Origin of the sequence: Mesorhizobium kowhaii, from assembly GCF_003253745.1 — a bacterium.
Taxonomy (GTDB): domain Bacteria; phylum Pseudomonadota; class Alphaproteobacteria; order Rhizobiales; family Rhizobiaceae; genus Mesorhizobium; species Mesorhizobium kowhaii.
Genome location: NZ_MZXV01000055.1, coordinates 46,752 through 70,203 on the forward strand (window position 1 = coordinate 46,752; position 23,452 = coordinate 70,203).

Consider the following 23,452-nt stretch of genomic DNA (forward strand, 5'->3'; position numbering starts at 1 on the left):
GCGTTGCGTGATCCCAATCGCGGTCCGCGATCTTCCCGTTCGTCCCGACGGGGCTTCCCCACTGAACCGCGAGCGCCTATGTGAAGGCCTTCCTTCGGAGGGTTCCATGACGATCAGGCTTATTCTCGCCGGCTGCGGCAATATGGGTTACGCCATGCTCTCGGGCTGGCTGAAATCCGGCAAGCTTGCGCCTTCGGCGGTCTTCGTGGTCGAGCCCAATGCCGACCTACGCAATCGCGCCGCGGCGCTGGGCTGCGGCGCGGCAGCCGATGCCGGCGGCATTCCGGCCGATGCCGTACCCGATCTCGTCGTCATCGCGGTGAAGCCGCAGGTGATCCGCGACGTGACGGCCGCCTACAAGCGCTTCGGCGACGGCCGCACCACCTTTGTCAGCATCGCTGCCGGGACACCGGCTGCCACCTTCGAAGAAATCCTGGGCAGTCGCGCACCGGTGGTGCGCTGCATGCCCAACACGCCCGCGGCGATTGGCAAGGGCATGATGGTGGTGTTTTCCAACAGGCTGGTCTCCGACGAGACCAAGCATTTCGTTGCCGACCTTTTGTCGGCAAGCGGCGAAGTAGCCACCATTGACGACGAGGGCCTGATGGATGCGGTGACCGCCGTGTCCGGATCGGGGCCGGCCTACATCTTCCATTTCATCGAAGCACTGACCGTCGCCGCCGAGAAAGCCGGACTGCCGACGGCGACCGCCAAGCTGCTCGCCATGCAGACCGTCTACGGTGCTGCCTCGCTCGCCGCCGAAAGCGGCGAGGAGCCGGGCGTGCTGAGGCAGCAGGTGACCAGCCCCAACGGCACGACGGCAGCCGCGCTTGGCGTGCTGATGGGCGAGGACCGGCTGACCATTCTGCTTACCCAGGCAGTCGAGGCTGCGCGGCTGCGGTCGATCGAACTGGGCAAGTAGACCTCAGTTCGTCCCGTACAGCATCTCGTCCTGCAGCCGGCGCAAGGCGAACAGCCTCGTCGACTGGTCGGGCGCGGCATTGTCGGCGCTCAGCAATTCGCCTTTCCTGACCGGCTTCAGCACCTTGCCACCCTCGAGCAGGCCGACCGGCACGGCGCGCTGGGCACGGGCTTCGCCGACGGTCATGGTCCAGGAGCGGTAGCAGGTCTCACCGATCGCATCAAAGGTCTCGCCGGCGGCGAGGTCGCGCTTGGCGACCGCGCACACCTCGGCCACCGGCCTTGGCAGCGGCACCATGTCGGGCTTGCCGAAAAGCACGATGCGGGCGGCGGTCAGCGGCACTTCCAGCGAGGTCAGATGATACGGCCGGAACAGGCTGTAATAGGGGCCATGGCCGATATGCAGATCGTCCATGCGCTCGATGATGCGCGGATGCGTCGCCTCGACGATGACGAAGACACCGGGCGCGACGCCCTTGCCGACCGTGTAGTCGACGACGCCTTTCTTCAACAGGAGCCCGCCATCCTCGCGCGGGATGAGCACCTTGGCGAGGTCGTCGCGATCGGCCTTCGGGCCGTGCATGCCGGGCACATCGGGCACCAGCCCGGTGGCGTTGGCGATGGCGCACATCTCGACCATGGTCTTCGAGCCGTCGACGAACTCGACCAGCATGCGCGGGTTCATGTTGCGGCGGATCGCTTCCGCGCGATAGTCATCCGGCACGGCATCGTGGTTGAGCGGATTGTTCTTGCCCTTGCCGGCCGAGACGATGGTTAGCCCAAGCGCCGACGCAAACTCGATCAGTTCCATGCAGCTTGACGGCTCGTCGCCGGCACCGACCGAATAGACGACGCCAAGCCGGTCGGCCTGCTGCTTCAGGTAGCAGCCGATGGTGACGTCGGCCTCGACATTCATCATCACCAGATGCTTGCCGTGCTCCATCGCCATCAGGTCGAAATCGGCGGCGACGCCCGGCTTGCCGGTGGCGTCGATGACGACGTCGATCAGCGGGTTGGTGACCAGCATCTCGTTGGAGGTGACGGCGATCTTGCCGCTCTCGATGGCGCCGGTGACTTTCGACGCGGTGTCGGCTTCGACCGCCATCGCTTCATCGCCATAGGCAATGCGGATGGCCTCGCGCGCGGTGTGCGGGCGGCGTGTCGAGATCGCGCAGACCGAAATGCCCGGCATCAGCATGCCTTGCGTGACCAGATCAGTGCCCATCTCGCCCGAGCCGATAACGCCGATGCGTACCGGGCGGCCCTCGGCGGCACGCCTGGCGAGATCGCGGGCAAGCCCGGTCAGGGCGACGTTGGTCATGCTGGAGCGTCCATGCTTCTCGGTTTGGAGGCGGCAATAGCAGGGAACCGCCCCCCTTTGCCAACGAAACCGCAAGCAGGCGGCAATTTCTCGTCGGTCAAAGCAGGAGCACGAAGGCATGACGATGGGGAACAGAGGAAGGCACGTCGATCGCGTCGTCGGCCGGCGGGGCTTCAGACCACCCTGACATAGCTCGTCATTCCCGACTTCTGATGCTCGATGATGTGGCAATGCAGCAGCCAGTCGCCGAGATTGTCGGCGACGAAGCCGAGGCTCACCTTTTCGTTGGGTTGGATGAGATAGGTGTCCGAAATCAGCGGCTGAACCTCGCGCGTCGAGGACGACAACACCTTGAAACTCATACCGTGCAGATGCATCGGATGCGATTGCGGCGTCAGGTTTTCCATGTCGATGACATAGCTTCTGCCGAGCTTCAGTTCGGCCAGCGGCGCGGTCGGATCGGGCGTATCGCCTGGCCACGGCACCTTGTTGATTGCCCAAAAACTGTAGCCAAGCGAACCGCAGATACCATCGCTCGGGACGTTTTCCGCCGTGGCGCTGAGCGCCAGGGAAATATGCTGGGCGGCGGCGAGATCCACCTCCGCCACCGGATTGACCTCCAAGGGTGCAACGTCGCGAATGTCACGCTTGAGCGAGCTTCCAATCGCGCGCAGGGTCGCGAGCACCTTGGGCTTGGTGCCCCTGACGTCCCGCAGGCTGACGATCGCGCCCTCGTCGTCGGGCATGCGGACGGCCAGCTCCATGCGCTGGCCGGGTCCAAGCAGCAGAGCATCGGGAGAAAAGCGCTGCGGCACCGGATTGCCGTCCAGCGCCATGACTGTCGCCTCAGCGCCGTCGATGCGAAAGGCATAGATCCGCGTGACGTCGGTGATGGCAACCCTGAGTCGCACCAGCCCACCGGCCGGCGCGTCATATTGCGGCTGATCGAGCCAGTTGGCGGTGCGCACGGTGCCGTAGGTGCCGGTTCTTGCCGCATCGCGCGGCCGGAACTGGTCGATGAACTGGCCGTCGTCGCCGAGGCGCCAGTCGCGCAGATTGATGACAATCTCGGCATCGAATGTCGGATCGCCGGGGTTTTCGACCACGATCACACCCGTCAGGCCGTGGCCCATCTGGGTCAGCGTGTTGCAATGCGGGTGGTACCAGAAGGTGCCGGCGTCGGGCGGCGTGAAGGCGTAGTCGAAATGATCGCCGGTATAGACGTAGGGCTGGACCAGAAACGGCACGCCGTCCATCTTGTTCGGCACGCGAATGCCGTGCCAGTGGATCGTCGTCGGATCGTCGATGGCGTTGACGAGACGCGCGGCGAAGGGCTCGCCTTTTCTCATTCTGAGCACAGGCGGCATTCCGGCGTCGCCATAGGTCAGCACATCCCTGGTCTGGCCGACATCCATCAGCTTCGCCTTGATTTTGGCCGTCTGCAGCACCACCGGCTCAGGCCTGGCAGCGGCCCAGCCGCCAAACCTGCCCATAGCCGAGAGCCCTACCCCGCCGGCGCCGGCAATCGCTGCCGTTTTCAAAAGCCTGCGGCGTGTGAGTACAGTCATTTGGCGCTCCAACTGCAAAGACGACTGCCCCGAAGGTGTAACCGTCACGCCATGGATCACAAGCCGGCAACCAGCGCAAATGCTGTTGACGGCATAGCGTGAACCAGGGTTGGACACCGGCGTCCATGCGAAAACGACACGGTCGGAGCGAAACGACGACAGAGCTTGCCGCGCTACTCCGCCGCCTCGGCATGGGGCACGGGAACATAGTTGAGGATCGGTCCGAGCCAGCGCTCGACCTCGGCCAACGGCATCGCCTTGCGGCGCGCATAATCCTCGACCTGGTCGCGTTCGACCTTGGCGACGCCGAAATAATAGCTTTCGGGTTGCGACAGATAGATCCCCGACACCGACGAGCCCGGCCACATCGCATAGCTTTCGGTCAGGCTCACCCCCGCATTGCCCTCGCCGTCAAGCAGCCGGAACAGTGTGGCCTTCTCGGTATGGTCGGGCTGCGCCGGATAGCCGGGCGCCGGACGGATGCCGCGATAGGGCTCGCCGATCAGTTCGTCTGGCGCCAGATTCTCGTCGGCCGCGTAGCCCCAGAATTCCTGGCGCACCTTCTCGTGCATGCGCTCGGCGAAGGCCTCGGCGAAGCGGTCGGCCAGCGCCTTGACCATGATCGAGGAATAATCGTCGTTGGCGCGCGCGAAGCGCTCGGCGATCGCCACTTCCTCGATGCCTGCGGTGACGATGAAGCCGCCGATATAGTCGGGCTTGCCGCTGTCCGACGGGGCGACGAAATCCGACAGCGCGACATTGGCCTTGCCGTCGCGCTTGGTCAGTTGCTGGCGCAAGGTGAAGAACGTCGCCAGCTCCTGCGAGCGTGCCTCGTCCGTGAACAGTTTGATATCGTCGCCGGCGGCATTGGCCGGCCAGAAGCCGATGACGCCGCGTGGCGCGAACCATTTCTCGGCGATGATTTTCTTCAGCATCGCCTGCGCATCCTCGAACAGCTGGCGCGCCGCTGGTCCCTGCGCCTCGTCTTCGAGGATCTTCGGATAACGTCCCTTCAGCTCCCAGGTCTGGAAGAACGGCGTCCAGTCGATGTAGCGCGCGAGTTCGGCAAGGTCCCAGTTTTCAAAAACCTTCACGCCTGTGAAGGAGGGCTTTGGCGGCTCGTAGCTCGACCAATCGATCCGGTGCGCGTTGGCCCTAGCCTTGGCCAGCGGTAGCCGCTGCTTGTCGGCTTCCGAGCGGGCATGCGCATCGGCGACCTTCTTGTATTCGGCGCGCACCGCGTCGACATAGCCGCCCCTGGTCTCGTTCGACAGCAGGGAGGACACGACGCCGACCGCCCGGCTGGCGTCGGTGACATAGACCGTCTGTCCCCTGGTATAGCGCGGGTGGATCTTGACCGCCGTGTGCACGCGGCTGGTCGTCGCCCCGCCGATCAACAGCGGAATGTCGAAGCCTTCACGCTCCATCTCGGCGGCCATGTGCGCCATCTCGTCGAGCGACGGCGTTATCAGGCCGGACAGGCCGATGATGTCGATCTTCTGCTCGCGCGCCGTCTGCAGGATTTTGGCCGCCGGCACCATGACGCCGAGATCGATGATCTCGTAATTGTTGCAGGCGAGAACGACGCCAACGATGTTCTTGCCGATGTCATGGACATCGCCCTTCACCGTCGCCATCAGGATTTTTCCCGCCGTCTGGCGCTCGCCATTGTCGATGCCGTTCGCGGCGTTCGCCACCTTCTCGGCCTCCATGTGCGGCAATAGTCCTGCGACGGCTTGTTTCATCACCCGCGCGGACTTCACCACTTGCGGCAGGAACATTTTTCCCGCGCCGAACAGATCTCCGACGACATTCATGCCGGCCATCAGCGGGCCTTCGATGACATGCAGCGGGCGCTCGGCCGCCAGCCGCGCCTCCTCGGTGTCGGCATCGATGAATTCGGTGATGCCGTTGACCAGCGCATGGCTGATCCGTTGTTCGACCGGCAATTCGCGCCAGGCGAGATCGCGCTCCCTGGCCTCCTGGCCGGCCGTGCCCTTGAAGCGTTCGGCGATCTCCAGCATGCGTTCGGTGGCGGTACCGCCGGCCTTGGGCACGCGGTTGAGCACGACATCCTCGCAGGCCTCGCGCAGTTCCGGCTCGATCGTGTCGTAGACCGCAAGCTGGCCGGCATTGACGATGCCCATGTCCATGCCGCGCTGGATGGCATGGTAGAGGAACACGGCATGCATGGCCTCGCGCACCGGCTCGTTGCCGCGGAACGAGAAGGACAGGTTCGACACGCCGCCGGAAATGTGGACATGCGGCAGGGTCCTGGTGATCTCGCCCGTCGCCTCGATGAAGTCGACGCCGTAATTGTCGTGCTCCTCGATGCCGGTGGCGATGGCGAAGACGTTGGGGTCGAAGACGATGTCTTCCGGCGGAAAGCCGGCCTGTTCGGTCAAAAGCCTATAGGCGCGGGTGCAGATCTCGACCTTGCGTGCTTTGGTGTCGGCCTGGCCGTCCTCGTCGAAGGCCATGACGACCACGGCCGCGCCATAGGCGCGCACCAGCTTCGCATGATGCAGGAACGCCTCTTCGCCTTCCTTCATCGAGATGGAGTTGACCAGCGGCTTGCCCTGCACGCATTTCAGGCCGGCCTCGATGATCTCCCATTTCGAACTGTCGACCATCACCGGGACGCGGGCGATGTCCGGCTCGGCGGCGATCAGGTTGAGATACTCGACCATCGCCTTCTTCGAATCGATCAGCCCCTCGTCCATGTTGATGTCGATGATCTGGGCGCCGTTGGCGACCTGGTCGCGCGCCACGTCGAGCGCGGCGACATAGTCGCCCGCCGTGATCAGCTTGCGGAATTTGGCCGAGCCCGTGACATTGGTCCGCTCGCCGACATTGACGAAGGGGATCTCGTCAGTCAGCGTGAACGGCTCCAGCCCGGAAAGGCGCATCTTCGGCTCGATGTCCGGAATGGCGCGCGGCGGATATTTCCGCACCGCCTCGGCAATCGCCCGGATGTGATCCGGCGTCGAACCGCAGCAGCCGCCGACGACGTTGACCAGGCCCTCGCGGGCGAAATCCTCGATCTGCGCGGCCATGAATTCCGGGCTCTCGTCATACTGGCCGAATTCATTGGGCAGGCCGGCATTCGGATAGGCACAGGTGAAGGTGTTGGCGACGCCTGAAATCTCGTCCAGATGCGCGCGCATGGCCTTGGCGCCGAGCGCGCAGTTGAGGCCGATGGTGAAGGGGCTGGCGTGACGCACCGAATGCCAGAAGGCGGTCGGCGTCTGGCCGGACAGCGTGCGGCCGGACAGGTCCGTGATGGTGCCGGAGATCATCACCGGCAGGTGGACGCCTTTCTCGATGAATATCTCGTTGCAGGCGAAGATCGCCGCCTTGGCGTTCAGCGTGTCGAAGATGGTCTCGATCAGGATGATGTCGGCGCCGCCGTCGATCAAGCCGCGCAACTGCTCGCCATAGGCAAGGCGCAGATCGTCGAAGGTCACGGCGCGATAGCCGGGGTTGTTGACATCCGGCGACATCGACGCGGTGCGATTGGTCGGCCCCAATGCGCCGGCGACGAAACGGCGCTTGCCATCCTGCTGCTGCGCCCTCAGCGCGGCGCGCCGCACCAGCCGCGCACCGTCGCGGTTCAGTGCGTAGACGGCATCCTCCATGCCGTAATCGGCCTGGGCGATCGAGGTCGAGGAGAAAGTGTTGGTCTCGAGGATATCGGCGCCGGCAACGGCGTACTGATAGTGGATTTCCTCGATCGCCCCGGGCTGGGTCAGGATCAAAAGATCATTATTGCCTTGCTGGTGGCAGGCGCAGCCGGCGAAGGCCTCGCCGCGAAACTGGCCCTCGTCGAAGCCGAGGCCCTGGATCTGCGTGCCCATGGCGCCGTCGAGGATGAGAATGCGTTCGCGCGCCGCCGCCGTCAGCGCGGCCAGCACTTCCGAACCGTCGGGCTTTGCCGCGACGGGGCCGAACAATACGTCCAGCGATGCAGAATTCTGCGACATTTTTTATCCCTTTGGCGACAAGCCTATTTATGTCACATAAGGATATCTTTATGTCAATATACGCCAAACGATCGACCGTGTCACGCGGCTGGCTGACAGCCATCGCGGCACCATGATGGCCGGCGCATGGCAAGCCCCGGGGGCAAGCGGCGTTCTTGTCGTGAACCCAGATGCCGGCTGGCTTTCAGGCGACGACCGGATAGTGTTCGGCAAAGAGACCCGTCACCATCCGCGATGGTTTCGGCCAAGAGCATGATCCCGAAAAGTGGAATCGGTTTTCGGAAAAGATCATGCTCAAACACTGAGATTGAACCTTTCAGGGAGGGTGCAATGACAACGGAATTCACGCCGAAATTCGATCTGGCCGGCAAGGTGGTGCTGGTCACCGGCGCCTCGCGCGGCATTGGCCGCGCCTGTGCGCTGGCTTGCGCCGGCTGCGGCGCCGACATGATCGTCGGCGTGCGCAGCAAGGCCGACGGGGCGGAGCTTGTCGCCGAGATCGAGCGCATCGGCCGGCGGGCGCTGGCGGTGCAGATGGATTTGACCGATCTCGCCACGATGCGGGCCGCTGTCGCCGAGGCGCACGCCGCCTTCGGCCGCATCGACGTGCTGGTCAACAATGTCGGGCTCGGACCGGAAAACCTGGCCGAAAACGTCACCGAGGAAGATTTCGACCTGACGGTGAACGTCAATCTCAAGGGCACGTTCTTCACCACCCAGGCGGTCGGAAGGCTGATGATCGCCCAAAAGTCCGGGCGCATCATCAACATCAGTTCGCAGGCCGGCACGGTGACGCTGAAGGGCGAGGCGATCTACTGCATGAGCAAGGCGGCGATCAACCATTTGACTCGCTGCCTCGCCGCCGAATGGGCGCAGCACAAGATTGCCGTCAACAGCGTGGCGCCGACCTTCATCTGGACCGACGGCACGCGGCCGTCACTCGCCGAGCCGGACTTTCACGCCCATGTGCTCGGCCACATCCCGCTCGGCCGCATCGGCGACCCGGTCGATGTTGCAGGAACCGTGGTGTTCCTGGCCTCGCCTGCAGCGTCGATGATTACGGGAGCGAATATACTGGTGGATGGTGGGTGGTCGGTGGCGTAGGTCAGCCGGGTTGTGGGCGAATTCGAAAAGGGCGTAATCGAAGATGTAGCTCGTTCAGTCCATCCTCTTTTCGCGAGATGCGCGTATACTTTTCGAAAGCGAGGCGACATGTCCATCAATCGCAGGATCAAAGAGGCGGGCAACTTCACGCCATCCGAGATGGGACTTCTTGGGCGTGTCTTCGAGCAGGCGAAGCGCGAGGGCGACTCCGACGCCAGCCGAGAAGCGCTGGCCTCTCGCATCATCGCCAACTATATGGCCGGAATCACCGACGAGGCCGAACTCCTCGCCTTGTCACGGCAGCCGCTTGGTCGGTGACGCAGCACTGTGATTTCAAGGAGATGGACTGGTGCTGCAAATGGCGCCGAGGCCAACCCTGATCTCGGCAACCGAGCGAAGCTGCCGCCCGGCGTCGAAATTTCCGGGATCGAGCCAGGCCTCAAAAGCTGAGCGATGGTCCGGCCACTCGCTGGAAAGCATCGAATAGACGCAGATGTCGCAAGGCTTGCCCTTCAGGAACAAGCCCTGGCGCTGCGTGCCCTCATAGACGAAGCCGAGCCGATCGGCCGCCTTGCGCGAGCGCTGGTTGGTCGAAGTGCATGTCCATTCGAGGCGCCGGTAGCCGAGGTCGTCGAAGACATGGCGCAGGATCAGGTAGAGCGCCTCGGTGGCCAGCCGCGTGCGCTGCAGCGGCGGCGTGTAGAGCACATAGCCGAGCTCGACGACATGATGGGCGGGTCTTGCCTCCATCAGGCAGAGCCACCCCAGCGGCTTGTCGTCGAGGCCGGCGACGGCGAAGAAGGCCCGTTTCTTGTCGGCCACCAGTTCGGCGACGTGGTCGGCGAACGCTTGCTCACTGGCGAACGGGCCGACCTTCATGTCGACCCAGATGGCATTCGTATGCTCGTCATGCGAGAGCGGGTAGAGACAGGACGCGTCGCGCTCGGCGTCGAGCGGGCGCAGGCGACCCCAGCGACCGACCAGCACGACGGCGGCGGGAACCGGAGCGTCGCCCGGCGGGATCTCACTCGGTTTCAGATCTGATGACATGGTCGCCCCGACGCGCTGGCTAGTTCCAGTAGCGGAATACTCTGCCCATTCTGTTCGGCATCATGAAAATCTCCTCCGCACGGCGAAACCCGGCATTCCGCCCCATGCCGAGCCATGTGTCGGCGGTTTCAGGGAAATCTGCCAGAAGCATATGCCGTTCCATGGAAGCGAACTCCTCGTCGGAAACGGTCGACCATTTATCGCGCAGCAAGGAGAAGCGGGCGAGCCAGGCGGCGCGATCCTCTCCCTCGAACAGGGCCGGCTCCCAGATGACGAACAGGCCCACGCCGCCCAAAGCCCTGCGGGCGTGCCGCATCAACCTCGCCTTGCCCTCGGTCGCCAGGTGGTGCAGCGACATGCCGATCCAGATCACGTCGACGGGTTCCGACCAGTTCGCCATCGCTTCCGCGAAATCGCCGCAGCGCAGCTCGACCGGGCACGGGAGCCCCTCGAGCGCGCGATCGGCCAGCCTCAATGACGCTTCCGACAGGTCGATGCCGACATAGCCGCCAATCGCGGTCGTCTTCAGCATCGCGGCCGAGGCAGCGGCATCGCCGCACGCCACGTCGAGGAATCGAAACGACCCTGGAGCATGCTCGACGAGCAGATCGCGCAGGAGCCCGTAGACCTCGCGATGGAACATGAGGTTTGCGGCCACGATCCTGCGATAAGTCTCCAGCTCCTTGTTGAACATGTCCTGGGAGCCGGTTGCCTCGTTAGCTGTCGTCACCGGCATGCTCTTGCTCGACGAACTTGCCATGTTATCCTCCCAAGGAACATTGATTGGACACTGCTAGGGGGGCGGCACCCGCTGCGTAGAGATGCAAGGCGCGGAAGACCGCCGTGTGGCCAGGGGTCGCAATACCGAACTTGATGCCCAACTCGTGCATCCGCCCGGACAGCCAGGCGACCTCGATTGGCTTGCCCCTTTCGAGGTCGTTGGCCATCGACGATTTTACGTTCGGGGGGAATGCGGTCCATCTGGTCATGACGCGCCCTTCGAACCCCTCGGCCATCGGATGGCCAGCCGCCGCCGCAACCGCCATCCCCTCGTCGCGCAGCTGCTCGACGAAGATACGTGCCTCGGGGTCGTCGAGGATCGGACCGATCCCGGAGCGCATGAGCGACGTCCCTCCGGAAAAGGCCGCGAGCGTCACGAACTTCTCCCACAGCACATTGTCGATGTCGGCAACCGGCTTCAGCTCGAGCCCGACAGCACGATCGCAGAGCGCCTGAAGGTCCTTGATGAGAGGTTCGCGGTGCCCGCCGACCAGGATGTGACGCAGCCCGCCAGCGTGAACGACTTCTCCGGGCTGTTTGATGAATGCGGACAAGTAGGTGGCTCCGCCAATCACCTGGTCGCCAGGAACATGACGACCGAGCGTCGCGACGCTGTCGATGCCATTTTGCAACGTCACGATACGCGTATTCCTGCTGATGAGCGGTCCCAACGCTGCGGCGGCCTTCTCACTGTCGTAGAGCTTGACCGCAAAAATCACGAGATCGACGGGACCGATGTCGGCCGGCGCGTCGCTCGCGGACACACTGGGGAGAAAGACGTTGCCGATATCGCTTTGAATTCGCAGGCCGGCCCGGCGCATTGCCTGCAAGTGGGCACCGCGAGCAATGAAGCTGACGTCGCCCCCCGCCTCGGCGAGCCTTGCGCCGAGATAGCCGCCGATGCCGCCCGCCCCTATCATTGCGATCCGCATGCCGTCCCCTCGACGCCAGCTGCCGCCATTAGCCGCGCGAAGCTGGAATGGCATCCGCCGGCCCGGTCAATATTAGCATTTCCTTGAATACAGGGCCAGCCGACAACCCTCGCCTACCTTACCGCCCGCCACGCCGCGATCATGGCGTCGGCGGCAATTTCGCCTTGCCTGTCGTCGGTCGACCAGGAAATCACCGACACCCGCATGACCTGGCGGCCGTGCCATTTGGCGCCGCCTGCAAAACAGATCCCATCGGCCTGCAGGCGGGCAATCGTCTGCAGCGTCAGCCGGTCGGCCTCCTCGTCCGGGTGGTCGGCGCCGAAACGCACGACGAACTGATTCAGCACCACGTCGTTGGGCACGGCAATGGCGTTATCGGCGCGCAGCCTTTCGGCCATCGCTTCCGCCACCTTGCAATGGCGAGCGACCATCGCGGCGATGCCGTCGCGGCCGAGATGCTTGATCATCGCCCAGGTGGCGAAGCCGCGCGCACGTCGCGACAGTTCGGGCACGTAATGGCTCGGGTCGCGCTCGTCCTCGAAGGTAGGTGGCAGGTAGCTAGCCGCGATCGTCATGGCACGGCGATGGGCCTGTTCGTCGCGCACGATGGCGTAGCCGCAATCATAGGGTGTCTGCAGCCATTTGTGGCCGTCCGTCGCCCAGGAGTCGGCGGCATCGGCGCCCTCGGCCAGATGGCTGCGCTCGGGGCAGGCACGCGCCCAGAGACCAAAGGCACCATCGACATGCACCCAGGCACCGATGCGCCGGGCGATGGGAACGATGCCGGCAAAATCATCGAAGGCGCCGGTGTTGATCTGCCCAGCCTGCAGGATGACGATGCAAGGGCCGGAGACCGTGGCGGCGGCAACGGCAAAATCGCCCGCCGCGATGCGGCCATTGTCGTCAGTCTTCACACGCACGACGCGGTCGTGGCCAAGGCCGAGGAACTGCAGCGCCGAGAACACCGTGGCATGGGCATCGTCGCCAATCAGCACCGTGATCGGCGGCGCGCCGAACAGGCCTTGCGCCTCGACATCCCAGCCGGCCTGCCGCAGGACCGCACCGCGCGCCGATGCCAGGCAGACGAAATTGGCCATGGTCGCCCCGGTCACGAAGCCGATGGAACTTGCACGCGGCAGGTCGAGCAGCTCGAGCAGCCAGCCGCCGGCGATCGTCTCGACGGCCGAGGCCGACGGCGTGGCGTGGTGATTGCCGGTGTTCTGACCCCAGGTGCTGGTCAGCCAGTCGGCACAAACGCCGACCGAATGGGAATTGCCGCAGACCCAGGCGAAGAAGCGCGGACCTGTCATCCTGTGCAGGCCGGGCTCAGCCTTCGCGGCAAGCTCGTCAACCACAACGAGCCCAGCGCTGCCCCGTTCGGGAAGCGGCTCGCGGAAACTGTCCAAGGCCTGCCGATAAGACATCAGTGGCCGCTGCGGCCCGGAAGCAATGGCATCGCGAAAACGCGTGGCGTGATCGGCGGCACGCTGAAAGAGTTCGCCTGTGGAAGCCTCGCCCATGCCGCCATCCTCCGTTGCAGAGGGCCGCCGGCTCTCCAGGGCCTGCAACATTGGGCCGACGATCAGGGCGTCCAGTGTCATGACGATTTCTCCTATAGCCAGTCGATGCCGTATTTGCGCGACACGGCCGCGTAGGCTTCGGGCATCGCGGCGCCGCTCGCCTCAGCGGCGGACAGCTCGCGGAAGAAGCCTTCGAAGCCGGCCGGCGAGGTCATGGTGAGAAACCGGCCGGTGCGCGGCACGACGCGCTTGTGTGCATGCGGCACACCGCGCGGCGCAAACATCGCTCCGCCCGGCCCGACGCGGAACTCCTGATCGCCGCAGCGGAAGACATGCTCGCCCTCAATGACATAGAAGAACTCATCCTCATTGGCGTGCCTGTGCAAAGGGGTGTCGAGCGGATCGATCTCCTCGACGATCGAGAAGGCGCCGCCGGTTGTGTCGGCCGCGGCCTTGACCAGGAAATCGGCGCCGCTGAAGCGCAGCCGCTCGCCCTGCCCGGCATCGAGCTTGTAGGCGGATGATCTTGCCATGCCGCTTGTCCCCTCCTCCGCTTCGAGTGAGACGCCGCTCAATTCACCCGAAAAAGGCTGCTCCGCCAGCCAGCGCTCGCCGAGGTGTCGAACGAGCCCTAAGCCCGGTTCCCGGCCGATCAGCCATCCCCATCAGAGTGCGTCGCGCCCCGCCACCCGATTCCTGCATCGATGCGCCCACGGGTCCAGAAACCTTATCACGCCAGTATCGTGCTTGGGCCCTGATGAATCCAATGATATCAATTCAGCATCATGCTGAATGAAATCGACCTATCCCGCGCCGATCTCAATTTGCTGAAACTGTTCGAGGTGGTGCTGCAAGAGCGCCATGTCGGGAGAGCCGGCGACCGTCTCCGGCTGTCTCCCTCGGCGATCAGCCACGGCCTGCGCCGGCTGCGCAAACTGCTCAACGATCCGCTCTTCCTGAAGACGCCCAAGGGGGTCGTGCCGACGCCGCGTGCGCTGCAGGTGGCCGAGCCTATCGCCAATATTTTGACGCAGGTCCGGCGAATGGTGGTGGCGGTTGAGCCGTTCCGCCCCAAGACATCGAACCGGACCTTCACCATCAGCGCCGCCGACGCGCTTTCGGCGGTGTTCCTGCCGCCACTTGTCGAGAAGCTGGCTGTGGCCGCGCCCAATATCGACCTCACGGTGCTGCAAATGCTGCCCTATCGCAAGGGCGGGCCCATCGAGCGGACCTGGCGGCCGGTGCTTGCCGAGATCGACGCCGGCCTGGTGGATATCGCCGTCGCGCCGCTGGATGACGTGCCGGCGCGCTTCAACCGGCGCGCGATGCTCAAGGAGCGTTTCGTGGTGGTGATGCACGCCGGTCATCCCTTTGCCGAGCAACCGACGCTAGAGCGCTACTGCACCATGCGTCATGTGCTGGTGTCGTTCACCGGCGACAGGAAGGGGCTGATCGACGAAACTCTGGAAGCGTGCGGCCTAGCGAGACGTGTGGTGCTGACGGTGCCCAATTACACCATGGCGCTGGCAGCGGTCGCCGAGTCCGACCTCATCGCCGCCGTGCCGGCCGTGCTGGCGGCGAGGCAGGGACCGCGCTTCGGCCTGGTCAGCGCCGATCTACCCATCGACACCGGGCATGCCCCAATCAGTGTCATCGCACAGAAGGCGGTCATGGCGGACGCCGGCCTGACATGGATGTTTGAACAGGTCTGCGAGGCGGTCAAAACGCACTATGTCGAACCTTCCTCCCAACTGCCGGACTAGAGTCTTACCTGAGGGAGGCGACTACGCATCAAAAAAAGCGCCAATGGGTAAGCCACCAAGCCGCAGTTCTGGCAGCCACTATGCAGATGGTTACGATTGCGACTAGACCAGAATAGCCCGTTGAACGTCCCTCATAAAAAAAACCCCGGCCTCGTTCCAGGGTTTTCGCTTCAAGGAAGGGTCCTCCCCGCCGGTCCACTCGCTAGCCGGCTTCGATCGCCCGTTCACGGCACAGTGGCGGTCAGGCCATCTTTGCCATTATCTTGGCCATATCTGCCGCGTCGAACGCTCTCAATGTCTGAGTTCTGATGTTGCCTAACGATGCTATTGATAAGGCTAGTGCGGTCGCAGCAATGTCGTCGTCGGCTTCGGCAATCGCCACAACATCATATTGACCAAGCGTCCACAACAGGGTGTGAACCTTGATGCCGTTCTTGCTGGCCATCGCCTTGAAGGCCTCAGCACGTTTCTGGGTATCCTTTATGCTCTTGATACCTTGATCTGTGAAACTCGACAGCAATACGTAATAAGCCATTGGTTCCTCCCACAATAGGAGCGGGCGGGCGCTCACGGCGCGTCCGCCGTCTCCCGGAACTACGATAACACGAGTCAGGTGCGCGAACCACTTGCGGCAGGGAGGCTGGCCTGCCGAGTATCAACGGTCCGCTCGTTCGATCTCCGGACCACGGAAGAGCCTTCAGAGCCGTGCTATATGAGGCCCAAGGCGTGTTCGCAGCTCTGTCCTACGCTGCGCGAGGGAAAGACCGTTACCACGGTAGCCACCAACTGCTCTGGCACGGCCAACTCACGCCGGCAATCCGGCCTTGATGAGCCCTTCGCGGAGAAGCTCCCTGTCTTCGGCGTGTTCAAGGAGGACGCTCTTGCGCATGTATTCGGCCGTCGAGAAATCGGGCCGCAACCGCAGGACCTCTGCCACTGCTGCCTGTGCCTCTGCGGTCCGTTCAAGCTGGGCGTAGCAGGCCGCGAGCCGCGCACTCGACCACGAACCTGACAAGGGCATCCGCTTGAACGCCTGTGCGGCCTCTGCAAAGCGCCGGAGCGAATAGAGCGCGATGCCGAAATGGGCATCGTACCAACCAGGACGTAGTGGGTTGAGGCGACAAGCAGCCTCCAAACTAACCAGTGCGTCTTCGGGCCTTCCACGAAAGGCCAGCAATCGGCCCTTCATGATCAACCCGTCTGTATCATTGGGGTTCAGGTCGAATGCCCGCCGGAGGTGTTGCTCGGCCATGTCGTACTCACGGCGGTAGAGACAGATCGTCGATAGTATTCGGTGGCAGCGGCTTTCCAGGGGGTCGAGTTCGAGCGCGTGCTTTGCCTCGGTGTACGCCGCGTCCAGCACCTCGGCCGGTGCCGCGGCGTGACCGTTCTGTGCCACCTTAACGAACGCACTATACGACCGCGCCACCGCATACCGCTCATCGAGAGCAACCGCCTTCTCGAACATCTCACGAGCTTGCTGATTGGCAGTTTCGGTGTCGTTCCGGAAATGGGCAAGGCCGCGCAACAAACAGTCGTAGGCCGCCAGGCTGGTTGTCGGCCTTCGGAGCGATTGCTGAAGCATTGCATCTTCAATTCGCCCAACCAGCGTTGATACAATGGTCTGCGCGACTTCGTCCTGCACTGCGAAGATGTCATCGAGACTGCGGTCATAACGTTCAGCCCAAAGATGCGCCCCGGTCGCCGCCTCGATGAGCTGCGCGGTGATCCGTACGCGTGCCCCGGCCCGCCGCACACTGCCTTCGAGGAGATATGAGACGCCAAGCCGGCGGCCGATTTCCGCCATCTCGATAGACTTGCCGCGAAAGGCGAAGGACGAGTTGCGGGCGATCACGAACAGCGAGCGGAAGTGCGCCAGGCCGGTGACGATGTCTTCGGTGATGCCGTCGCTGAAGTACGTCTCCTCCGGCTGCCCGCTCAGATTGTCGAACGGAAGCACTGCGATTGAGGGTCTGTCGGGCAAGGATAGCGGCGCACCGGCGGCAGGCGGTGCCGATCCCTTGGACCAGCACCAAACGCGGACCGGATGCGCGATGTTCTTCAGCTTGCGCTCGCCGGTGTCTTCAAAGGCGAAGTCAGTCTTGCCGGCCAGCTGCTTCTGCACCGCATCGGCAATGCAAATGCCCCCAGGCTCCGCCAGTGCCTCAAGCCGTGCCGCGATGTTGACGCCGTCCCCGAGCAGGTCGCCGTCCTCCACGACAACGTCACCGACGTTGATGCCGATGCGGAACACGATGCGGTTCTCGGGCGGGACCTCCCGCTGATGCGCCGCCGTCCCTTCCTGCATTGCGACGGCACAGGCCACGGCCTCAACAACGGAGCCAAACTCCACGATTGCGCCATCGCCCATTAGTTTGGCAACACGGCCCCTGTGGTCTGCGATCAGCGGGTCTACCACTTGGGAGCGAAGGGTCCTGATCGACGCGAGTGTACGGGCCTCATCTGCTTCGATCAGGCGTGAATAGGCCACGATGTCGGCGGCCATGATCGCAGCGAGCCGCCGCTCCACCCGAACAACTGGCATAAGATGCCTTCCAGTACATCGCTAAGCGAACGCCCAATCTTCGCAGCTTCAAGCACGACCCGCAATCCGAACGGTAATGGGTTCAAGGTACGCGCTTCGCCAGCTTCGCGAGCGTCGAGCGTGAGCAGTTGGTGGCCTTCACGATAGTGTTCCAGCTCTGCCCCTTCCGCAGCATGTCCAAGATGGCCTCGTTGCGCTCTGCGTCCTCGGGCCGGCCCTTCATGCGCCCTTCAGCCTTGGCCTTGGCGATGCCCTGGACGAAACCACCGCTCCAGGTCGGCGCTGTCCTGCTTGCCTTGGTTGAGCCGAAGGACTTCCCTCCAGATGCCTTCGCTGTCCATCATGTCCACGAGATCGGCATTAAGCAGCCCAGCCAGTGCCAGAACCTGCCTATGAGAGAGGGGCTGGGGTCCTTCCCGGTGCTTTTGCAGAACTCTTGGAGTGCCGCGTCGGCGTAACGGTGACGGAACTTCGCCTCGGAGGGGTCTTTTGTCGCAAGGCTGACTTTGACCTCACGTCCAACTTTGCGACTTTTGTGACCTCGCCTACCGGTATTGCGACCGGAACATCAATCAGAACTGACGTCAGATCGGAGGGAACCCGTTGCCGAAGGTAGTAGACGCCAGTGTCGAGATGCTTCCAAGGTCCGGGCTTTCGCAAGCTCATGTGCACAGACGGGCGGCAAATAGATCAACAAATACAGAAACTTGTTGCCAATCAAGGGGATAGGCTGGTGCTGCGAGAGAGGATTGAACTCTCGACCTCTCCCTTACCAAGGGAGTGCTCTACCACTGAGCTACCGCAGCCGCCGATGGCGGGGCTTCTGCCATATCGAACCGGCAAGCGCAAGGCCAAGTGCAACGCTTCTGTGAAAGCCTTCGGCACCATGCGCCGTTTTGGCTCACCGGAACCAAAGTGGCACCATGCAGGCACGGAACGACCAGCAGCCGACACCATTCGAGCGAGAGCTACACCGCTTTTGCAACCATGATGGTGCCAATCTTGTTGCGAATTGAAATAGAGGGCGTGCCCTGGCCGCCCGCTCAGGTCTTCAGCTCGCGCTTGAGTTCGTTCAGGAAGCGCCAGTCCGTACCTTCCGCGATAATCCTGTCGGGTGTGGAGCTGATCAAACCGACTTCTTTCAGCCGCAGCGAATAGAAGCGGACGGCGTCAGTGGAATCGTAGTCCCGCCATTTCCGGTAAGGCAGCTCGCTGATCGCTGCGAACGCATCATCGTAGTGGCTGGCGAACCCGCCCGCCACCAGGCGCTCGGCAACCTGGGCCGGCGCGGCGGTGCATAGATCCGCAGCCTTGAGGATGGCGCGCAGCACACGCTTGGTAGCAACGGGATGCGCCGCCACAAAATCGCTGTTGGCGGACAGCATGCAGCAGAAATATTGCGACCAAGGCCGGTCCACAGTGCTGTTGATGATCACGTTCCCGACCTTGCTGCGCCGCAATTCCTGCGGGTCCGGCGGAAAGCCAAGGAACGCATCCACGTCACCGCGCGCGAACAGCTCCTTGGGCTTGATCGCCGGGTTCACAACCCAGTTGATGTCGTGCGCCGGATCGAGCCCGACATAGGCCGCGATGCTGGCGAGGAACAGATGCGGGCCCGTACCGAGCCCTTGGACGCCGACGTTCCTGCCTTTCAGATCGACGACGCTGTCGATCCCGCGCTTGGCAAACAGCTCGAAGCAGCCGGGATGGACGCCGCCGAGCAGAGTGATCCGCGCACCGGAGTCCAAGGCCACGATCAAATTTGTCACGAAGTTGAGGGTAAAGTCGATCTCGCCATTCGCCACCGCGGAGGCCTGGGCCGCACCGGCGCGTGAGACGACATAGTCAACCTCGGTGAAGCCCTCAGCACGCAGAAGTTCCTCTGCAACATACTGTGGCGCCACGCAGATGCTAGGAATCTTCGCCAAGCGAATGCGCGTGGTCTCCGGCGGTGGCTCGGCAAGAGCTCGAGTTGGAGCGCCGACGAGGCTGGCGGCGCCGGCGGCCGTCAGGCCGGCCAGGAAACGGCGGCGGTTCTGGATGCTCTGCATCGGAAAGCTCCCTCTCTTCCAAACCGCAAAAGTCGACTGCGGCCGGAATCGAGCAAAAGAGATTCCGGCAGAGGCGGATAGTCGCGGGAGCGCGCCGAGTAGTTGCGAGTTGGAGCGCGCCCAGTCTCAAAACGGGAGTCTTACGCTCTCAGTCGCTGGCTCCGTTAGGCCCTGGCCAGCGATGAGCAACGATACGCCTTATCGGCGTTCGTGGCGAGGGCAAAGCTCTCAGCCAGCAAGATGCTCAGGTGGAACCCTCGCAGTTTCCAAAACGCGGGCAAACTGATTGTTTGGTTGAACGCCAAATGGCGGCTTCGGGATACCTCTTCGAGACGTTCGAGCTCACCTCAGTGGGCGCCTGGAAAGGGTGATGGGCGTGAATTCGGCCGAGCGCGAACGAGCTTCCGCAATGGTCGAACTCGGTCGTTCCGATTGATTGGGTTTTGACCCTAGGGCTCAATCGCGTGCTGCCTTCGCGCACGAAAACTGAGGGGGAAATGAAACTAGTTGGGCTTTGATCGCTGCAGGGCTGTTTTCATCAAACGCTTCGGCAGAACAGCCCAACGTCCAAAGCCTATTGGATCAATGTAACGCTGAAATGGCCACTGTCGAATGGATGTATTGCCTTGGATATGTCGGGGGGCGTCTGATATCATGGTCTTGAACGGGGCAATCATCGAAAACAATCCTTCGATAGACCCCGTTTTAAAACGGCGGCCCCTCGATGAGGCCGGCATCGAGTTCCTGAACCATGGCAGGCCGGGCGTCAGGTTGCGCACTTAAGAGCACCCTAATAAGACATTGATCAGATAAACGAAGGGGCCAGCATATGACCGACGAAGCCGACCATCGCGCCGCTTAGTTAGCAGAACTAACCGTCGAAATTGTATCGGCATTTGTCAGCAACAACCCAATTCCAGCCGCAAGTCTGCCGGAACTGATAGCCTCGGTTCACCGGGCAATGTCCGGCCTCAGCCAGCCAGTGGCAGGGCTAGCCGATCCGCAAATCCCAGCGGTCAACCCTAAGAAGTCCGTGTTTCCCGACTACATCGTGAGCTTGGAAGACGGCCGCAAGTTCAAATCGATGAAACGCCACCTTGGTTTGCTTGGCATGACGCCAAAAGAATATCGCGCTAAATGGAGCCTGCCTTCCGACTATCCGATGGTGGCGCCAAACTACGCCGCGACACGGTCTGCCCTGGCAAAGGCAAGTGGTTTAGGTCGCAAGGCTGCGCCGGACACGCCAGCCAAGAAGGCGCCTGCGACGCGGTAGGCGAAGTGACACGTCTTTCCACCGCCGAAGAGCTTGAGAGCGGCGGCGCCGGCTGAGGCTGCGGAAATAGAGGAAATGCGTCGGCGGGCGTGATCGCCACGGCTGCAGCGATTGAGGATGTTTCTGCGTTTGCGCACAGCGCCGGTAAGATTCCCAGCATAACCGTAACACCGCGACCCGACGGTTACGTGATCATCTTGCGGCCAGGCGACCATCAGAAAGTCACCCACCAAAACCGGTACTTCGTCCCCTACGACAGTGTCATTCCGTCCGGCGACGACAACTTCCACATCTGCCTGCATCCGACCGAGGAAGATCAAAACTGCTTTTTCGCGCCTGCAGACGCGATATAGCCCCCTGTAGGTTTGGTACTCACCTATCAGCGTCCACCCCGTCTATATTACGCCGGGATCGACAAAGTTCCCTGCCCACAAGTTGCGTTTGGCAATGCGGGCTTCGCGCTCTTCGGCAAGGTATCGAGGGGCCTGTTTGTCGGCGACCGCCAATCCGTGTTTCACCAGGTCGCGTCCGAGATCGATGCCTCCCACGAAGCAAACGCCGACATCGTTGTCATAGCGGTCCTTGCCTTCGATGATGCAGGATACATCCCCTGTGGCAATGAGATGGCGAATGTGGTCACGCGCATACCTGCCGCAGGGCCAGATATTGTCAGCGGCATCAAGACACGCCTGCGAAAGTTCGGGGGCATCGATACCGCGCAACTGAACTCGTTTCTTGTCATGCCACAGCGTGTCGCCGTCATGAGCAAACCAGTGCTCTGCTGCGGACACGGGGCCACAGGTGAGCACGAAGGCGAGAGCGAGGGTCAACCTACACATGGCAGAGCAATGTGATTATTGCGCATTCTCGTCGTATCCGCGCTCCTGCTACTACTCCTGATTGGCTTGAACTGACTCTTACACACGCGCGACAGCGGGAGGCGTTTCGTCCCGTTATCTCAACTTGTCACATGCGCCCTCCTAACCTCCGAGAATACTACTTCACCGGGCCACGTGTGATGGTCGTGAGTTCCGCGATCACGTCAAACGCCTTGATGCTCAACGTCGGGTCACCTTTCATCTCCGCAATAATTGGCCCGTCCACGAAGGCTTGCACTGCGGCGTCATCGTCGAATAGGTAGATCCCGCCGGCTTCGCTTTGGGCCTCGTTTATGATCCAGACCTTCCAGCGCAGGCCAGGTATGTCCGCGATGGGTTGAGCATAGGGCAGGTTTTCTCTCTCATACTCGGCCCTCGGCCCATTGAGCTTGTAGTTGATTTGCAGGATTTTGGCCAACATGTCTTTCCTCCCTTATTGGGCCGAATTCACGGTCAATCCATAAAATTAGCACGAGCTATCCTATTAGAAAGGGCTAATGTTGCTGCCAGCCGGCAGTGACAGAATGCCGGTAAGGCCCGATGGCTTGTTGGTCACCCCCGAAAGGCTGTCGGGCCGCTACTGTGGACGCTAACCAGCGTAGGAAATGGCAGCGCTTCACGGTTGGAGCGTTGTTTTATAGCTTAACCCCGGAAATGAAACGGCGTCGGGCATCAGCGCTGGCCTGCCGGCGGGATGGCCCTTGAGGATGTCGAGAAAGAACGCGGTGGTCAGCGCGTTCGCCTGCTTGAATGCTGGCTCCGAGGAGTTCATGAACATCATGTGCCCGCCACGATCGAACACGGCCAACGCCTTGTCTTGACTGCTGATTTCGTCATACGCCCACAGAGCGTTGTGTTTAGGCGATACCGCGGCATCGTCGGAAGCGAACATTATGAGCGTCGGCACCTTGACCTCCGCAATGCCCGTGTCGCCAAAGGCATGCAGCTCGTCCGGAGCTCCGGCGACAAGAGCGGCTACGCGTCTATCCCAGATGGGCGGCATGGGCGCCGCAATCGGATCAGCGACACCATAGTGCGTCGCGACCGATTGCTCGTGGCCTACGAATTGGCATGTATCAGAGGCGTATGGGTCCTTTTTGTTTACGGCGCACCAGGCATCGAGTTCTCTGAAGTTGACCCGGGCGCCTCCCGCCTGGAACACAGTGGTTCCGCCGCTCGAATGTCCCCAAACACCGATGTGGGAGGTGTCGATTGTCCCGGCCAGCTTGCCGCCCGGGGCGGTCAATGAATCAGTGTATTCGATCACCCGGACCACATTGGCAGGGTGATCGTAGAGCAGCCAGATCGCCCTCCCATCTTCCCGGCTAACTCCTTCATCCAGTGGTCCGCCGAGTCCAGTATCATAGTCCGCGGCAGCGACGACGAAACCATACGATGCGAGTTGTCGACCCAACGTGCCGTATAAAGAGCCGTTACCGTCGAGCCCGTGGATCAAGATCACCAATGGATAGGGACCGGTTGTTGCCGCAGGCGCATCCATCGACACCATCAAGATTGCGGCGTTGGGATCGGGGGCGGGACCGGCGGCGGGATACCAGACCATGGTCGCCATGGGATGCTTGCCGGAAATGTCGGGGATAGTGAACTTCTGGAGACCGACTGCAAATGGCCCTGGCTTCGTGAAGTCCGCGGCGAACACGGGTGAAAGACCGGCCACTAGCCACAACACGACAAGCCCAGCCAACCGAAGGCTCAACCGGCCCATATTCTCACCTCTTAGCCGGCTCCGTATCGTCGGCCTT

Annotated in this window: 20 protein-coding genes, 1 tRNA gene and 1 pseudogene; 6 read left to right on the forward strand and 16 right to left on the reverse strand. The window is 62.5% G+C overall.

Annotated features, from left to right (window positions below; genetic code table 11):
* The first annotated feature begins 106 nt into the window (after nucleotides 1–106).
* The gene (proC, locus tag B5V02_RS25035) at nucleotides 107–922 is read left to right on the forward strand and encodes a pyrroline-5-carboxylate reductase (RefSeq protein ID WP_111546741.1); all 816 of its coding nucleotides are present in this window, start codon (nucleotides 107–109) and stop codon (nucleotides 920–922) included.
* Between the two features lie 3 nt (nucleotides 923–925).
* Here the strand turns inward: proC and B5V02_RS25040 are convergent, their stop codons facing one another.
* The 3 genes from B5V02_RS25040 to metH all read right to left on the reverse strand — a co-directional run bounded on the left by B5V02_RS25040 (nucleotide 926) and on the right by metH (nucleotide 7,793).
* Nucleotides 926–2,242, reverse strand: a complete 1,317-nt coding sequence (locus B5V02_RS25040; protein ID WP_111546742.1) for an NAD(P)H-dependent oxidoreductase — start codon at nucleotides 2,240–2,242, stop codon at nucleotides 926–928.
* A gap of 173 nt (nucleotides 2,243–2,415) precedes the next feature.
* On the reverse strand, nucleotides 2,416–3,810 hold the full coding sequence (locus tag B5V02_RS25045; RefSeq protein ID WP_111546743.1) for a multicopper oxidase family protein: 1,395 nt from the start codon (nucleotides 3,808–3,810) through the stop codon (nucleotides 2,416–2,418).
* Nucleotides 3,811–3,983: 173 nt separating this feature from the next.
* Nucleotides 3,984–7,793, reverse strand: coding sequence for a methionine synthase (gene metH, locus B5V02_RS25050; protein ID WP_111546744.1), 3,810 nt, complete (start codon nucleotides 7,791–7,793; stop codon nucleotides 3,984–3,986).
* A 330-nt stretch (nucleotides 7,794–8,123) separates the two neighbouring features.
* On the opposite strand from metH, the gene B5V02_RS25055 reads away from it, so the two are divergent.
* Nucleotides 8,124–8,897 (forward strand): SDR family NAD(P)-dependent oxidoreductase, encoded by a 774-nt coding sequence (locus B5V02_RS25055; RefSeq protein WP_111546745.1) that lies wholly within the window; start codon nucleotides 8,124–8,126, stop codon nucleotides 8,895–8,897.
* Between the two features lie 108 nt (nucleotides 8,898–9,005).
* Nucleotides 9,006–9,215, forward strand: coding sequence for a hypothetical protein (locus tag B5V02_RS25060; protein ID WP_111546746.1), 210 nt, complete (start codon nucleotides 9,006–9,008; stop codon nucleotides 9,213–9,215).
* Between the two features lie 15 nt (nucleotides 9,216–9,230).
* Here the strand turns inward: B5V02_RS25060 and B5V02_RS25065 are convergent, their stop codons facing one another.
* From B5V02_RS25065 to B5V02_RS25085, 5 genes are all read right to left on the reverse strand, one after another.
* Nucleotides 9,231–9,947 (reverse strand): GNAT family N-acetyltransferase, encoded by a 717-nt coding sequence (locus B5V02_RS25065; protein ID WP_111546747.1) that lies wholly within the window; start codon nucleotides 9,945–9,947, stop codon nucleotides 9,231–9,233.
* A 19-nt stretch (nucleotides 9,948–9,966) separates the two neighbouring features.
* Nucleotides 9,967–10,707 carry a class I SAM-dependent methyltransferase gene (locus B5V02_RS25070; RefSeq protein WP_111546748.1) on the reverse strand — a complete coding sequence of 247 codons (741 nt, stop codon included), beginning with the start codon at nucleotides 10,705–10,707 and terminating at the stop codon, nucleotides 9,967–9,969.
* Nucleotide 10,708: 1 nt separating this feature from the next.
* The gene (locus B5V02_RS25075; RefSeq protein WP_245446172.1) at nucleotides 10,709–11,659 is read right to left on the reverse strand and encodes a ketopantoate reductase family protein; all 951 of its coding nucleotides are present in this window, start codon (nucleotides 11,657–11,659) and stop codon (nucleotides 10,709–10,711) included.
* Between the two features lie 113 nt (nucleotides 11,660–11,772).
* Nucleotides 11,773–13,179: a pyridoxal phosphate-dependent decarboxylase family protein gene (locus B5V02_RS25080; protein ID WP_111546820.1), complete on the reverse strand. Its 1,407-nt coding sequence runs from the start codon at nucleotides 13,177–13,179 to the stop codon at nucleotides 11,773–11,775.
* 92 nt (nucleotides 13,180–13,271) lie between these two features.
* Nucleotides 13,272–13,712, reverse strand: coding sequence for a cupin domain-containing protein (locus tag B5V02_RS25085; protein ID WP_146606147.1), 441 nt, complete (start codon nucleotides 13,710–13,712; stop codon nucleotides 13,272–13,274).
* A gap of 252 nt (nucleotides 13,713–13,964) precedes the next feature.
* Between B5V02_RS25085 and B5V02_RS25090 the strand changes: the two genes are divergently transcribed.
* Nucleotides 13,965–14,942: a LysR family transcriptional regulator gene (locus B5V02_RS25090; protein WP_111546751.1), complete on the forward strand. Its 978-nt coding sequence runs from the start codon at nucleotides 13,965–13,967 to the stop codon at nucleotides 14,940–14,942.
* A gap of 241 nt (nucleotides 14,943–15,183) precedes the next feature.
* Here the strand turns inward: B5V02_RS25090 and B5V02_RS25095 are convergent, their stop codons facing one another.
* The 5 genes from B5V02_RS25095 to B5V02_RS25120 form a co-directional block, all read right to left on the reverse strand.
* Complete coding sequence (locus B5V02_RS25095) at nucleotides 15,184–15,477, reverse strand: GYD domain-containing protein (RefSeq protein ID WP_111546752.1); 294 nt, start codon at nucleotides 15,475–15,477, stop codon at nucleotides 15,184–15,186.
* Between the two features lie 270 nt (nucleotides 15,478–15,747).
* Complete coding sequence (locus B5V02_RS25100) at nucleotides 15,748–17,448, reverse strand: adenylate/guanylate cyclase domain-containing protein (protein WP_245446174.1); 1,701 nt, start codon at nucleotides 17,446–17,448, stop codon at nucleotides 15,748–15,750.
* Between the two features lie 121 nt (nucleotides 17,449–17,569).
* Complete coding sequence (locus B5V02_RS25105; RefSeq protein WP_342633879.1) at nucleotides 17,570–17,710, reverse strand: helix-turn-helix domain-containing protein; 141 nt, start codon at nucleotides 17,708–17,710, stop codon at nucleotides 17,570–17,572.
* Nucleotides 17,711–18,218: 508 nt separating this feature from the next.
* Nucleotides 18,219–18,293, reverse strand: a tRNA-Thr gene (locus tag B5V02_RS25115).
* 237 nt (nucleotides 18,294–18,530) lie between these two features.
* On the reverse strand, nucleotides 18,531–19,538 hold the full coding sequence (locus tag B5V02_RS25120) for an ABC transporter substrate-binding protein (protein WP_111546755.1): 1,008 nt from the start codon (nucleotides 19,536–19,538) through the stop codon (nucleotides 18,531–18,533).
* Nucleotides 19,539–20,367: 829 nt separating this feature from the next.
* On the opposite strand from B5V02_RS25120, the pseudogene B5V02_RS25125 reads away from it, so the two are divergent.
* Together B5V02_RS25125 and B5V02_RS40195 are read left to right on the forward strand one after the other, a co-directional pair.
* Nucleotides 20,368–20,811: pseudogene (locus B5V02_RS25125) on the forward strand (Ros/MucR family transcriptional regulator).
* Nucleotides 20,812–20,900: 89 nt separating this feature from the next.
* Nucleotides 20,901–21,164, forward strand: coding sequence for a hypothetical protein (locus tag B5V02_RS40195; RefSeq protein WP_146606148.1), 264 nt, complete (start codon nucleotides 20,901–20,903; stop codon nucleotides 21,162–21,164).
* 42 nt (nucleotides 21,165–21,206) lie between these two features.
* Here B5V02_RS40195 and B5V02_RS25130 read toward each other — a convergent pair whose 3' ends face one another.
* From B5V02_RS25130 to B5V02_RS25140, 3 genes are all read right to left on the reverse strand, one after another.
* Entirely contained in the window at nucleotides 21,207–21,641 is a 435-nt protein-coding gene (locus tag B5V02_RS25130) for a thermonuclease family protein (RefSeq protein WP_167458657.1), read from the reverse strand.
* A gap of 166 nt (nucleotides 21,642–21,807) precedes the next feature.
* On the reverse strand, nucleotides 21,808–22,110 hold the full coding sequence (locus tag B5V02_RS25135) for a YdhR family protein (protein WP_111546757.1): 303 nt from the start codon (nucleotides 22,108–22,110) through the stop codon (nucleotides 21,808–21,810).
* A 195-nt stretch (nucleotides 22,111–22,305) separates the two neighbouring features.
* A complete protein-coding gene (locus B5V02_RS25140) occupies nucleotides 22,306–23,415 on the reverse strand; it encodes an alpha/beta hydrolase family protein (protein ID WP_146606149.1) in 1,110 nt (369 codons plus the stop codon).
* Nucleotides 23,416–23,452 lie beyond the last annotated feature (37 nt).